At 70.6% G+C, this 13,125-nt stretch carries 13 protein-coding genes; 8 read left to right on the top strand and 5 right to left on the bottom strand.

Features of this window, described 5'->3' with window-relative positions; translation table 11 throughout:
• Positions 1 to 7 precede the first annotated feature (7 nt).
• The 5 genes from KA711_00865 to KA711_00845 are packed head-to-tail and all read right to left on the bottom strand — an operon-like array spanning position 8 to position 5,102.
• Positions 8 to 871: a fumarylacetoacetate hydrolase family protein gene (locus KA711_00865; protein MCM0607537.1), complete on the bottom strand. Its 864-nt coding sequence runs from the start codon at positions 869 to 871 to the stop codon at positions 8 to 10.
• A gap of 35 nt (positions 872 to 906) precedes the next feature.
• The gene (locus tag KA711_00860) at positions 907 to 1,659 is read right to left on the bottom strand and encodes an SDR family oxidoreductase (protein MCM0607536.1); all 753 of its coding nucleotides are present in this window, start codon (positions 1,657 to 1,659) and stop codon (positions 907 to 909) included.
• A 26-nt stretch (positions 1,660 to 1,685) separates the two neighbouring features.
• Positions 1,686 to 2,585, bottom strand: a complete 900-nt coding sequence (locus KA711_00855) for an NAD(P)-dependent oxidoreductase (protein ID MCM0607535.1) — start codon at positions 2,583 to 2,585, stop codon at positions 1,686 to 1,688.
• 34 nt (positions 2,586 to 2,619) lie between these two features.
• Entirely contained in the window at positions 2,620 to 3,366 is a 747-nt protein-coding gene (locus tag KA711_00850; protein MCM0607534.1) for an SDR family oxidoreductase, read from the bottom strand.
• Complete coding sequence (locus KA711_00845) at positions 3,366 to 5,102, bottom strand: dihydroxy-acid dehydratase (protein ID MCM0607533.1); 1,737 nt, start codon at positions 5,100 to 5,102, stop codon at positions 3,366 to 3,368. The genes KA711_00850 and KA711_00845 overlap by 1 nt, the downstream gene beginning before the upstream one ends.
• A gap of 59 nt (positions 5,103 to 5,161) precedes the next feature.
• Here KA711_00845 and KA711_00840 point away from each other — a divergent pair, with 59 nt between their 5' ends.
• The 8 genes from KA711_00840 to fabG all read left to right on the top strand — a co-directional run bounded on the left by KA711_00840 (position 5,162) and on the right by fabG (position 13,105).
• Entirely contained in the window at positions 5,162 to 6,181 is a 1,020-nt protein-coding gene (locus tag KA711_00840; GenBank protein ID MCM0607532.1) for a 2-hydroxyacid dehydrogenase, read from the top strand.
• Positions 6,181 to 7,269 (top strand): malate/lactate/ureidoglycolate dehydrogenase, encoded by a 1,089-nt coding sequence (locus KA711_00835; GenBank protein ID MCM0607531.1) that lies wholly within the window; start codon positions 6,181 to 6,183, stop codon positions 7,267 to 7,269. The genes KA711_00840 and KA711_00835 overlap by 1 nt, the downstream gene beginning before the upstream one ends.
• 158 nt (positions 7,270 to 7,427) lie before the next feature.
• Positions 7,428 to 8,771, top strand: coding sequence for a carbohydrate ABC transporter substrate-binding protein (locus tag KA711_00830; GenBank protein ID MCM0607530.1), 1,344 nt, complete (start codon positions 7,428 to 7,430; stop codon positions 8,769 to 8,771).
• Positions 8,772 to 8,839: 68 nt separating this feature from the next.
• The gene (locus tag KA711_00825; protein MCM0607529.1) at positions 8,840 to 9,709 is read left to right on the top strand and encodes a sugar ABC transporter permease; all 870 of its coding nucleotides are present in this window, start codon (positions 8,840 to 8,842) and stop codon (positions 9,707 to 9,709) included.
• Positions 9,710 to 9,711: 2 nt separating this feature from the next.
• Complete coding sequence (locus KA711_00820; GenBank protein ID MCM0607528.1) at positions 9,712 to 10,554, top strand: carbohydrate ABC transporter permease; 843 nt, start codon at positions 9,712 to 9,714, stop codon at positions 10,552 to 10,554.
• A 172-nt stretch (positions 10,555 to 10,726) separates the two neighbouring features.
• Positions 10,727 to 11,782, top strand: a complete 1,056-nt coding sequence (ugpC, locus tag KA711_00815; GenBank protein ID MCM0607527.1) for a sn-glycerol-3-phosphate ABC transporter ATP-binding protein UgpC — start codon at positions 10,727 to 10,729, stop codon at positions 11,780 to 11,782.
• 67 nt (positions 11,783 to 11,849) lie between these two features.
• Positions 11,850 to 12,338: a gluconokinase gene (locus KA711_00810; GenBank protein ID MCM0607526.1), complete on the top strand. Its 489-nt coding sequence runs from the start codon at positions 11,850 to 11,852 to the stop codon at positions 12,336 to 12,338.
• On the top strand, positions 12,335 to 13,105 hold the full coding sequence (gene fabG / locus KA711_00805; GenBank protein MCM0607525.1) for a 3-oxoacyl-ACP reductase FabG: 771 nt from the start codon (positions 12,335 to 12,337) through the stop codon (positions 13,103 to 13,105). The genes KA711_00810 and fabG overlap by 4 nt, the downstream gene beginning before the upstream one ends.
• Positions 13,106 to 13,125 lie beyond the last annotated feature (20 nt).

Raw genomic sequence — 13,125 nt, 5'->3', positions numbered from 1 at the left:
CCGTGCTTCAGCCGTCGATCAGCGCCGGGTCCCAGGCGTGCACCGTCTGCTGCTGCTCGCCGAGCTTGCCGATGCCCAGCCGCATCGTGTCGCCGGGTTTGAGGTACACCGGGTGCGGCTTGGCGCCCAGGCCCACGCCCGGCGGCGTGCCGGTGGTGATCAGGTCGCCGGGGTGCAGGCTCATGAAGCGGCTCAGGTAGCTCACGAGCTGCGCCACGCCGAAGATCATCGTGCGCGTGCTGCCGTCCTGCCAGCGCTTGCCGTTGACCTCCAGCCACATCGGCAGGTCCTGCGGATCGCCGACCTCGTCGGCCGTCACCAGCCAGGGGCCGACGGGGCCGAAGGTGTCGCAGCCCTTGCCCTTGTCCCAGGTGCCGCCGCGTTCGAGCTGGTACTCGCGCTCGGAGATGTCGTTGACGACGCAGTAGCCGGCCACGTGCTTCAGCGCGTCGGCCTCGGAGACGTAGCGCGCCGTCGAGCCGATCACCACGCCGAGCTCGACCTCCCAGTCGGTCTTGACGGAATCGCGGGGCAGCACGACGGCGTGGTGGCAACCCACCGCGACGCCGGTGGGCTTCATGAAGACGATCGGCTCCTTGGGAATCGGCTGGTTCGACTCGGCCGCGTGGTCGGCGTAGTTCAGGCCGATGCAGATGAACTTGCCCATGCCCGTCCAGGGCACGGCGAGCGTGCCCTGCGGCACGACGGGCAGCGTCGACACGTCCTGCGAACGCAGCCGGGCCAGGCCGGCCGGCGACAGCGTGGCCGGTGTGATGTCGGTCATCAGCGACGAGAGGTCGCGCACCTGGCCCTCGGCGTCGAGCAGCGCGGGCTTCTCGTGGCCCTTGGGGCCGTGGCGAAGCAGCTTCATGGTCTTCTTGTCTCCGTTGCGGGTGTGACAGGGTTCTAGAGGGTCCAGCCGCCATCGATCAGCTGCGCGGTGCCGCTGGTGAAGCCCGACTCGTCGCTGGCCAGGTAGATCGCCAGGGCCGCGATCTCCTCGGCGCGGCCGAGCCGCCCCATCGGCTGGCGCGCGATGAACATCGCCTCGACCTGTGCCGGCGTCTGCCCGCTGGCCCGGGACTGCGCGGCGATGCGCTCGCGCAGCGACGGCGACTCCACCGTGCCGGGGCAGATCGCGTTGCAGCGCACGCCGCGGGCGATGAAGTCGGCCGCCACGGCCTTGGTCAGGCCGATCACGGCGGCCTTGGTGCTGCCGTAGACGAAGCGGTTGGGCGCGCCCTTGATGCTGCCGGCGGCCGAGGCCACGTTGATGATGGAGCCTTGCCCGGCCGCGAGCATGCCGGGCACGAAGGCCTTGATCGTGCGGTACATCGAGCGCACGTTGAGGTCGAAGGCGAAGGCCCACTGTTCCTCGGTGCAGTCGAGCACGGTGCCGGCGTGCACGGTGCCGGCGGCGTTGAACAGCACGTCGACGCCCGGGTGGCGCGCCGCGGCGTCGTGGATGGCGGCCGGATCCAGCACGTCGAGCTTCTCGGTCGTGCAGCCGGCGGCGGCCAGCGGCGCGAGCAACGCGGGGTCGAGGTCGGTGGCGATCACGGTGGCGCCTTCGCGCGCAAAGGCCAGGGCGGTGGCCTGGCCGATGCCGGCGCCAGCGGCGGTGACGAAGGCGGTCCTGCCGGCAAGTCGTGAGGTCATGGCGGGGGTTCCGTGTGCGGGTGGGTTCAAGCGCGCGGCACCAGCTGCACGTGCGCCAGCTGCTCCTGCGCCTCGACCAGCGAGGGCACGAACTTGCGCCCGTGGCCGAGCGAGCTGGCCAGCGTGAGCGACTGGTGCACGGCCTCGCCGAGCAGCGTCGGCACGGCCAGGCCCTCGGCCAGGTGCGTGTAGTAGCGGACGTCCTTGCGGGCGTTGTCGAGCTCGAAGCGCAGCCCGGCCAGGTCGCCGTGCAGCGTCTTGGCCATGGCCTGGAACAGGCCCGAGTTGACCGCGCCCGCGCTGATCACCTCGACCAGCCGGGCGAGGTCGATGCCCGCGCGCGCGCCGACGGCAAAGGCCTCGGCCGTGGCCGTGCAGATGGCCTGCGCGATGAAGTTGTTGAGCAGCTTGATCGTGTGACCCGCGCCCGGCCCGCCGACGTGGAACACGTTCTCGGCGAAGCAGCGCAGCACCGGCTCCACCCGCGCGAAGGTGGCGGGCTCGGCCCCCACCATCACGTTGAGCCGTCCGGCCTCGGCCTCCACCGGGGTGCGGGCCAGCGGCGCGTCCACCAGCTCGGCGCCGCGCTGCAGTGCGAGTGCGCGCAGCCTTTGCGTGGACTCGGGCTCGGAGGTCGAGCAGTCGACGACGATCAGGCCCGGGGCCGGGGCCTCCAGCAGGCCGCCCGGCCCGGCCAGCACGGCCTCGACCTGCGGCGAGCCGGTGACGCAGACGAACACCAGCTCGCAGCCCGCGGCCAGCACGGCCGGTGTGGCCGCCTCGGTGGCGCCGGCCGCCAGCAGGTCGGCCACGCGCTCGCGCTTGCGGTGCACCGTCAGGCGCACGCTGTGGCCCTGGGCCAGCAGGTTGCGGGCCATGCCGTGCCCCATCAGGCCCGAGGCGCCAATGAATCCGATCGTGCTCATGGAAAGCTCCCGCCTGTGCCGTCAGTGCCGCCGCTCAGCCGCGGCCCACGTAGGGCATCTTGGTCGCCATCACCGTGGTGAACAGGATGTTGGCCGAGGGCGGCAGCCGGGCCATCGCCAGGAAGGTGTCGACCACCGCCGAGAGATCCATGCGCGGCTCGGCGCGCACCGAGCCGTCGGCCTGCGGCACGCCCTGCGCCATGCGGGCCGTCATGTCGCTGGCGGCGTTGCCGATGTCGATCTGCCCGACGGCGATGTCGAAGGGCCGGCCGTCGAGCGCGGCCGTCTTGGTCAGCCCGGTGACGGCGTGTTTGGTGGCCGTGTAGGCGATCGAGCCCGGCCGCGGCGCGTAGGCCGAGATCGAGCCGTTGTTGATGATGCGGCCGCCCTGCGGCGACTGCGCCCGCATCAGCCGGAAGGCGTGCGACAGGCAGTAGAAGGCGCCGTTGAGGTTGACGTCGACGACCTGCTTCCACTCGGCGGCGCCGACGAGGTCGGGCGTCTTGGCCGCCAGGCCGCCACCGGCGTTGTTGAACAGCAGGTCGAGTCGGCCGAAGCGGGCGTGCACGGTGTCGAAGGTGTCGCGCACCGCCGGCTCGTCGGCCACGTCGCAGGGCAGGGCCAGCGCGCGCACGCCGTCGGCGCCGGCCAGCGCCTGCGTCGCCACCAGCGCCTCCGGGCGGCGCCCGACGAGCGCGACCTGCCATCCGTCGCGCAGCAGGGCGAGGGCACAGGCCTGTCCGATGCCGGAGCCGGCGCCGGTCACGAGAGCGGTCTTCATCAGTGGTTGTCTTTCGGAACGAAGGCGCCGCGCTGGCCGCGCAGGAAGTCGAGGTCGGCGCCCTCGTCGGCCTGCAGCACGTGCTTCACGTACAGGCCCCAGTAGCCGGTCTCGAGCACCGGCTTCGGGGGCTGCCATGCGGCGCGGCGGCGCTCGAGCTCGGCATCGTCCACGTGCAGGTGCAGCGAGCGCGCCGCCACGTCCAGCGAGATCAGGTCGCCGTTTTGCACCAGCGCCAGCGGGCCGCCGGCAGCCGCCTCGGGCACCGTGTGCAGCACCACGGTGCCGTAGGCGGTGCCGCTCATGCGCGCGTCGCTGATGCGGACCATGTCGGTGATGCCCTTGCGCAGCACCTTGGGCGGCAGCGGCATGTTGCCGACCTCGGCCATGCCGGGGTAGCCCTTGGGGCCGCAGTTCTTGAGCACCAGGATGCAGGTCTCGTCGACGTCGAGCGACTCGTCGTCGATGCGGGCGTGGAAGTCGTCGCTGTCCTCGAAGACCACCGCGCGGCCGGTGTGCTTCATCAGGGCCGGCGTGGCGGCGCTGGGCTTGATCACGGCGCCACGCGGCGCCAGGTTGCCCTTGAGCACCGCGATGCCGGCCTTGGGCTTGAACGGCTCGGCGAAGGGCCGGATCACGTCGGGGTTCCAGTTGGGGGCGTCGGCCACGTTCTCGCCGATCGTGCGGCCGTTGGCGGTGAGCGCGTCGCGGTGCAGCAGCGGCAGGATCTCGCGCAGCACCGCGGGCAGCCCGCCGGCGTAGCAGAAGTCCTCCATCAGGTACTGGCCCGAGGGCTGCAGGTTCACCAGGCAGGGCAGCGCGCTGGCCAGGCGGTCGAAGTCGTCGACCGTCAGCGGCACGCCGATGCGGCCGGCGATGGCGATCAGGTGGATCACGGCGTTGGTGCTGCCGCCGATGGCGGCCAGGGTGCGGATGGCGTTCTCGAAGGCCTCGCGGGTGAGGATCTTCGACAGCACGAGGTCCTCGTGCACCATCTCGACGATGCGCCGGCCGGCCGCGCGCGCCAGCACGTTGCGCCGGCCGTCGACGGCCGGGAACGCGGCGTTGCCGGGCAGGCCCACGCCGAGCGCCTCGACCATCGAAGCCATGGTGCTGGCCGTGCCCATGGTCATGCAGTGGCCGTGGCTGCGGTGCATGCAGCTCTCGGCCTCGAAGAAGTCCTTCAGCGCCAGGGTGCCGGCGCGCACCTGCTCGCTCATGCTCCACACGCCCGTGCCCGAGCCCAGTTCCTGGCCGCGCCACTTGCCGTTGAGCATCGGCCCGCCGCTGACGCCGATGGCGGGCAGGTTCACGCTGGAGGCGCCCATCAGCAGGCTGGGCGTGGTCTTGTCGCAGCCGAACAGCAGCACGACGCCATCGACCGGGTTGCCGCGGATCGACTCCTCGACGTCCATGCTGGCGAGGTTGCGGTAGAGCATGGCCGTGGGCCGCATCAGCGTCTCGCCCAGCGACATGACCGGGAACTCCAGCGGGAAGCCGCCGGCCTCGTACACGCCGATCTTGACCTGCTCGGCCAGCGTGCGGAAGTGCGAGTTGCAGGGCGTGAGCTCGCTGAAGGTGTTGCAGATGCCGATCACCGGCCGGCCGTCGAACTGGTCGTGCGGGATGCCCTTGCCCTTGACCCAGCTGCGGTAGGCGAAGCCGTCGCGATCCTGCCGGCCGAACCACTGCTGGCTGCGGAGGTCCTGGGGCTTCTTGCGCGGGGGTTGGGTCATGGTCGGGGCGGGCCGGGGTTTGTCCGGAGGGACGGCGCGCGCCCGGGAAATACTATGGTATGACGATTGAACGCCCACCCGTGGAATCCCCAGGAGAAGCTGCCTTGAGCGACGCCCCGTCCGACATCGCCGTGCTGGCCGCGGCCAGGCTGCCGCCGCTGTACACCGCATCGCTGGCCGCGAGCTTCACGCTGCTCGACCGCCTGCACCAGCTCGACCCGGCGGCGTTCGAGCGTCTGGCGCCCACGGTGCGTGCGGTGGCTGCCAGCGGCGATTCGGCGGTGCCGGGCGAGCTGATCGCGCGGCTGCCGGCGCTGGAGATCATCTCGGTGATGGGCGTGGGCTACGACGGCGTCGACCTGCCGGCCGCGCTGGCCCGCGGCGTGATGGTCACCCACACGCCCGACGTGCTCAACGACGAGGTCGCGGACACCGCGATGGGCCTCATGCTGTGCGCCGCGCGGCAGCTGCCGCAGGCGGACCGCTGGGTGCGCGAGGGCCGCTGGGAGCGCGAGGGCCCCATGCCGCTGGCGCGCAAGATGAGCGGGGCCCGGCTCGGCCTGGTGGGCATGGGCCGCATCGCCAAGGCGATCGCGCAGCGCGCGCAGGCCTTTGGCATGTCGATCGCCTACACCGCGCGCAGCGCCAAGCCCGAGCTGCCGTACCGCCACCTTGCCACGCCGGCGGCGCTGGCCGCCGAGGTCGACTTCCTGGTCGTCATCACGCCCGGCGGCGCCGGCACGCGGCACCTCATCGATGCCGCGGTGCTGCAGGCGCTGGGCCCGAAGGGCATCCTGGTCAACGTGGCGCGCGGCTCGGTCGTCGACGAGGCGGCGCTGATCGACGCGCTCGAGCGCGGCGTGATCGGCGGGGCGGCGCTCGACGTGTTCGAGGACGAGCCGCGGGTGCCCGAGCGGCTGCGGGCCCTGCCGCACGTGGTGCTGGCGCCGCACGTGGGCAGCGCCACCACGCAGACGCGGCAGGCCATGGCCGACCTGGCCTTCGACAACCTGGCCTGCCACTTCGGCGGCCGGCCGCTGCGCACCCCGGTGCCCGAGTGCCGGGCGGCGGGCCGCTGATGGCGGGCACGCTGGTCTTCGAGCCGGCGGCGCTGCGGGCCGCCGTGGCGGCGGTGATCGCCGGCTTCGGCAGCACGCCCGCCGAGTGCGACGAGGTGGCGCGCAACCTGGTCGAGGCCAACCTCGCCGGGCACGACTCACACGGCGTGGGCATGGTGCCGCGCTATGTCGAGGGCTTCCTCGAGGGCGGGCTCACGCCCAACGCGAAGCTGCGCGTCGAGGTCGACACCGGTGCTTTGCTGCGCCTGGACGGGCAGGCCGGCTTCGGCCAGGTGATCGGCCGCGAGGCCATGGAGATGGGCATCGAGCGTGCCCGCGCGCACGGCGTGTGCGCCGTGGCGCTGGGCAACGCGCACCACCTCGGGCGCATCGGCGCCTGGGCCGAGCAGGCGGTGGCGGCGGGCCTGGTGTCGATCCACTTCGTCAACGTCGTCGCCCGGCCCATCGTCGCGCCGCACGGCGGCGCGGATGCGCGCTTCGGCACCAACCCGTTCACCGCGGGCGTGCCGCTGCGCGGGCGCCCGCCGATGATCCTGGACTTCGCCACCAGCATGATCGCGCAGGGCAAGACGCGCGTCGCCCACAACAAGGGCGAGCCGGTGCCGGAGGGCTGCCTGATCGACGACCAGGGGCGGCCGACGACCGACCCGCGCTGGTCGGTGACCGAGCCGCCGGGCGCGATCTTGCCCTTCGGCCTGCACAAGGGCTACGGCCTGGCCGTGCTGTGCGAGTTGCTGGGCGGCGCGCTGGCGGGCGGCCAGACCGGCCACCGCGAGCAGGGCACGCGGCGGCGGGTGCTCAACGGCATGCTCAGCGTGCTGATCGACCCGCGCGCGCTCGGTGACCCTGACCGCTTCGAGACCGAGGCGCTGGATTTCGCCACCTGGGTGACGGCCTCGCCCGCGCGCGCGGGCTTCGGCCCGGTGCAGCTGGCCGGCGACCCGGAGCGGGCGCTGCGCGAGCGCCGCCTGCGCGAGGGCATCCCGGTGGATCCCGAGACCTGGCGGCAGATCCTCGAGGCCGGCGGGCGCCTGGGTGTGCCGGCCGAGGCCTTGGGCCGACTCGGCCGGCCCGCTGCCACCGCCTGACCGGGCGAACCCCAAAAGGGTAAGTCCGGACCGGGGTGCGGTTCAATCGTCATACCATAAAAACAGACCCGCATCCGGTGGGCGCTAGACCAACGAGCACAGGAGACACGCGCATGCAACGCAGGAATTGGTGTTTGAGCGCCGCGGTCGCGGCGGTGATGAGCGCGGCAACGTTCGCCGCCGGCCCGGCCCTGGCGCAGCAGAAGGTCACGGTCTGGTGGGAAAAAGGCTTCTACAAGGCCGAGGACGACGCGCTGTTCGCGATGATCAAGAAGTTCGAGGACAAGACCAAGATCAAGGTCGATCTCAGCTTCTACGCCACGCAGGAGATCATCCCCAAGAGCGTGGCGGCGCTCGAGGCCAACAACCCGCCCGACGTCGCCTTCGGCAACGTGTTCGACTTCCAGGCCACCGGCAAGTGGGCTTTCGAGGGCAAGCTCGAGGACATCACCAGCGTCATCGACCCGATCCGCAACCGCTTCGAGCCGCGCGCGCTGTCCACCACCTTCCTCTTGAACGGCGCCGAGCAGAAGCGCGCGTACTACGCGTTCCCGGTGCGCCAGCAGACCATGCACATCCAGTACTGGAAGGACATGCTGGCCGAGGCGGGCTTCAAGGAAAGCGACATCCCGACCACCTGGAAGGCCTACTGGGACTTCTGGTGTGACAAGGTCCAGCCCGCCTACCGCCAGAAGTCCGGCAACCGGACTTTCGGCACCGGCTTCCCGATGGGCGTGGACTCCAGCGACGCCTTCTACTCGTTCCTGACCTTCATGGACGGCTACAACGTCTCGCTCGTCACCGAGACCGGCAAGCTGCTCGTCGACGATCCCAAGACGCGCGCCGGCCTGATTGCCGCGATGAACGACTACACCGCCGTGTATGCCAAGGGCTGCACGCCGCCGTCGTCGACGGCCTGGAAGGACCCGGACAACAACAACGCCTTCCACAACAAGACCATCATCCTGACGCACAACGCGACGATTTCGATCGCCGCCAAGCACCTGGATGACATGAACAACCAGGCCCTGACCGAGGCGCAGCGCGCCCAGGCCCGCAAGAACTACACCGAGCTGATCGCCACGGCCGGCTTCCCGACCAAGCCCGACGGCACGAAGTTCACCTACCGCGCTGCGGTCAAGACCGGGGTCGTGTTCAAGGACGCGAAGAACAAGGACGCCGCGAAGAAGTTCGTCTCCTTCCTGCTCGAAGACGCGAACCTGACGCCCTACATCGAAGGTTCCCTCGGCCGCTGGTACCCGGTCACGAAGGCCGGCCAGGCCTCGAAGTTCTGGACCAGCGACCCGCACCGCCTCATCGTCCACAACCAGTTCCAGGCCGGCACGAGGCCGTTCGAGTTCACGAAGAACTTCCGCTTCACGCAGCTCAACATGGAGAACGTGTGGGCCAAGGCGATGAACCGGGTGCTGTCGGAGAAGTGGACGACCGAGCGCGCCGTCGACGAGATGATCGCCCGCATCAAGACGGTGGCCTCGAACTGAGCCGACGCTGACCGATCGCCGCCCGCCGATCCGCGCCCGCGATCGGCGGCGGCCCCACCGCCGCGCACATGAGCACCGCCATCACCGCCGACGCCCGCCCGCCCGGGTCGGCGCGCAAGGCCACCACGTCCTGGCAGCTCTGGGGCCGGATCCTCGTGATCCCGTACCTGCTGATCTTCGTGGTGTTCGTGGTGTACCCGGTGGGCTACGGCCTGTGGCTGGCCCGCAACCCGCAGAGCTACGTCAAGCTCTTCGAAGACCCGATCTTCTTCCGCACGGCGGTCAACACGGTGGTGTTCCTGCTGGTGGCGGTGAACCTGAAGATGGTCATCGCACTCGGCCTGTCGGGCTTCTTCGTGCAGAGCCGCTGGTGGATCAAGCTGACCGCGCTGGTGTTCATCCTGCCGTGGGCGGTGCCGTCGATCCCGACCATCCTGTCGGTGCGCTTCATGCTCAACCCCGAGTGGGGCGTGATCAACACCACCATCTTCAAGCTGACGGGCCTGGACGGCCCGAACTGGCTGAACGACCCGACGATGGCGCTGGGCTTCTCGATGTTGATGCACATCTGGAAGAGCCTGCCGTTCTGGACCCTGATCTTCGTCGCCGGGCGCCTGGCCATCCCGTCGGAGCAGTACGAGGCGGCCAGCGTCGACGGGGCCACACGCTGGCAGAAGTTCCGCCACATCACCTGGCCGTCCATGGCGGCGCTGTACTTCACCTCGACGATCCTGTCGATGATCTGGACGCTCGGCGACTTCAACAGCGTCTACCTGCTCACCGGCGGCGGGCCGGCCGATCTGACCCACGTGCTGGCCACCCTCGGCATCCGCTACCTGCGGCTGGACCAGCTCGAGCTGGCCATGGCCAGCATCGTGGTGGCCATGCCGCTGGTGCTGCCGCTCGTCTACGTGATGATGAAGAGGCTGTCCAAGTGAAGCTGTCCTGGCGCAAGGTCAGCCGCGAGGCGCAGCTGCTGCTGGTGGGCATCCCGGTGCTGCTGTGGACGCTGATCCCGGTCTACCACCTGCTGCTGTTTGCGATCAGCCCGCCGGGCAAGGCGACCTCGGGCCGCCTGTGGCCCCAGGATCCCACGCTGCAGAACTTCGACATCGTGCTCAACCAGAAGCACTTCTACCTGAACCACTTCTGGGTGCAGATCGGCAACTCGCTGCTCATCGCGGTGGCCACCGGCCTGATCACGCTGTTCGTGGCCACCTGCGCCGCGTTCGCGATCAGCCGCCTGAAGGTGCGCGGCGGGCGCACGGTGCTCAACCTGGCCCTCTTCACCTACTTCATCCCGGTGGCCTTCCTGGCGGTGCCGATGTACAAGACCATGGCGGTCTACGGCCTGCTGAACAACCGCTGGTCGATGATCCTCGCGATGGTGACGATCGCCTCGCCCTACTGCATCTGGGTGCTGAAGCAGGCCAGCGACAAGCTGCCCTGGGAGCTCGACGAGGCCGCGCGCATCGACGGCGCGACGCCGCTGCAGCTGTTCCGCCTGGTCTACCTGCCGCTGATGGTGCCGTCGCTGGTGGCCGTGGGCACCTACTCTCTGCTGCTGGCGTGGAACGAGTATCTCTACGGCTTCCTGCTGTTGTCCAAGGAGGTCGAGATCCCGCTCGCGGTGGCGCTGGGCAACTTCCTCAACGCCGACGACTCGCCCTGGGAGATCCTCATGGCGACCGGCTTCATCTACGCGCTGCCGCCGGCGGCCATCTACTACGCGTTCAAGCGCTACATGGTCAGCGGCCTGACGGCCGGCGCCGTGAAGAGTTGAGAAGCTGTGAACGAGTCCGCCACGCCCGCTCAACCCGCCCGACAAGCCCGGCTCGTCGTTGCAAATGCTCGCCATAACTCGGGCTATGGCTGCGCTTTGCGCCTAGATCCAGGCTCGCCGGGCGGCCTGCTCGGCCGCGCCGGATTCATTCACAGCTTCTGAGGCCCCACCCATGGCAGCGGTCGAGTTCAGGAAGGTGTTCAAGACCTACGGCGGCAAGGTCAAGGTCATCCACGGCATCGAGTTCGCCATCAGAGACGGCGAGTTCGTCGTGCTGGTGGGCCCCAGCGGCTGCGGCAAGAGCACGCTGCTGCGCATGCTGGCGGGGCTGGAGGAGATCACCGGCGGCGAGATCCTGATCGACGGCAAGGTCGTCAACGACCTCGAGAGCAAGGACCGCGACATCGCGATGGTGTTCCAGAGCTACGCGCTGTACCCCCACATGACGGTGCGCGAGAACATGGGCTTCAGCCTGAAGCTGCGCAAGGCGCCGGCCGAGCAGATCGGGCAGCGGGTGGCCGAGGCGGCGCGCATCCTGAACCTCGACCCGCTGCTCGAACGCTACCCGCGCGAGCTCTCGGGCGGCCAGCGCCAGCGCGTGGCCATGGGCCGCGCCATCGTGCGCGACCCCAAGGTCTTTCTGTTCGACGAGCCGCTGTCCAACCTCGACGCCAAGCTGCGCGTGGCGATGCGCTCCGAGATCAAGGCGCTGCACCAGCGGCTGCGCACGACCACGGTCTACGTCACACATGACCAGATCGAGGCCATGACCATGGCCGACCGCATCGTGGTCATGCACGACGGGATCATCGAGCAGATCGGCACGCCGCTGGAGCTGTTCGACCGGCCGCAGAACCTGTTCGTCGCGCAGTTCATCGGCTCGCCGGCCATGAACGTCTTCGCGGGGCGTGTGCAGGGCGGTGCCATCGAGGCGCTGGGGGCGCGCTGGCCGGTGCCGCCCGGCGTGCAGGCGGCCGATGGAAGTGACGTGCAGTACGGCGTGCGGCCGGGCGACCTCGAACTCGCTGCCGAGGGCACGCCGGCCCGGGTGGTCGTGGTCGAGCCCACCGGCGCCGAGACCGAGCTGCTGCTCGAGATCGGCGGCCAGAAGCTGACGCTGGTGCTTCACGGCCGGACCGATGCCCAGCCCGACGACGTGGTCCACCTGCGCCTGGACGCCGCGAAGGCCCATGTCTTCGACGCGCGCAGCGGCCAGCGGCTGGGCTGACGGCCCGGCCGCCGACCAGGGTGACATGCAGCCGGAACGTCCCTTGGCACCCGCGCGCATCCTCGTGATGGGTGTCTGCGGCAGCGGCAAGAGCACCGTCGGCCAGGCCCTGGCCCGGGCGCTGGGCCTGCCCTACGTCGAGGGCGATGAGCTGCACCCGCGCGACAACGTTGCGCGCATGGCGGCCGGCATCCCGCTGACCGACGACGACCGCCGCGGCTGGCTCGATGCCGTGGCCGCCCGCCTGGACGACGCCGCGGCCCACGCCCAAGGCGCGGTGGTGGCATGCTCGGCGCTCAAGCGCGCCTACCGCGACCGGCTGCGGCTGGCGGCGCCCGACCTGCGGGTGGTCTGGCTGCACGGCGACGAAACCCTGCTTGCGCGCCGGCTGGCCGGCCGCGCTGGCCACTACATGCCGCCGTCGCTGCTGCCCAGCCAGCTCGCGACGCTGGAACCGCCCCACCCCGACGAGAGCGCGCTCGCCGTCGACATCGGGCAGCCGCCCGACGCGCTGGTGCAGAGCCTCGTCGACCAGCTCCAGGAGCACGCCGCGTGATCGACAGCCGCACCTTCCGCCTCGACGGGCGCCTCGCGCTGGTCACCGGCTCGTCCACCGGCATCGGCCTGGCACTGGCGCGCGGCCTGGCGCAGGCCGGTGCGCCGGTGGTGCTCAACGGGCGCGACCGCGCCCGGCTGGCTGCCGCCGCGACGGCGCTGCGCGCCGAGGGCCACACCGTCCACGAGAGCGCCTTCGACGCCACCGACCCCGCGGCCGTCGAGGCCGCCGTCGCGTCCATCGAGGCGCAGCAGGGCCCGATCGAGATCCTCGTCAACAACGCCGGCATCACCCGCCGCGCCCCCTTCACCGAGCTGAACGTCGAGGACTGGAACGCGGTGATGAGCACCAACGTCGACGGTCCCTTCCTCGTCGGGCAGGCGGTGGCGCGGCGCATGGTGGCGCGGCGGCGCGGCCGCATCGTCAACATCTGCTCGGTGATGAGCGAGATGGGCCGGCCGGGCACCGCGGCCTACACCGCCAGCAAGGGGGCGCTGAAGATGCTGACCAAGGCGATGGCCATCGAGCTCGCGCCGCACGGCATCACCGTCAACGGCATCGGGCCGGGCTACTTCGCGACCGAGCTCACCGCGCCGCTGGTGGCCGACGAGCAGTTCAGCGCCTGGGTGGCCAAGCGCGCGCCGATCGGGCGCTGGGGCCGGGTCGAGGAGCTGGCGCCGGTGGCGGTGTTCCTCGCCAGCGACGCCGCCGCCTTCGTCAACGGCCATGTGCTCTACGTCGACGGCGGCATGACTGCCGCGCTGTAGGACCGCGCCCAGCCGCTGCA

Origin of the sequence: Ideonella sp. WA131b, from assembly GCA_023657425.1 — a bacterium.
Classification (GTDB): Bacteria; Pseudomonadota; Gammaproteobacteria; order Burkholderiales; family Burkholderiaceae_C; genus Rubrivivax.
Note: the sequence above shows the minus strand (reverse complement) of the source record. Positions and strands in the feature narration are given on the sequence as shown.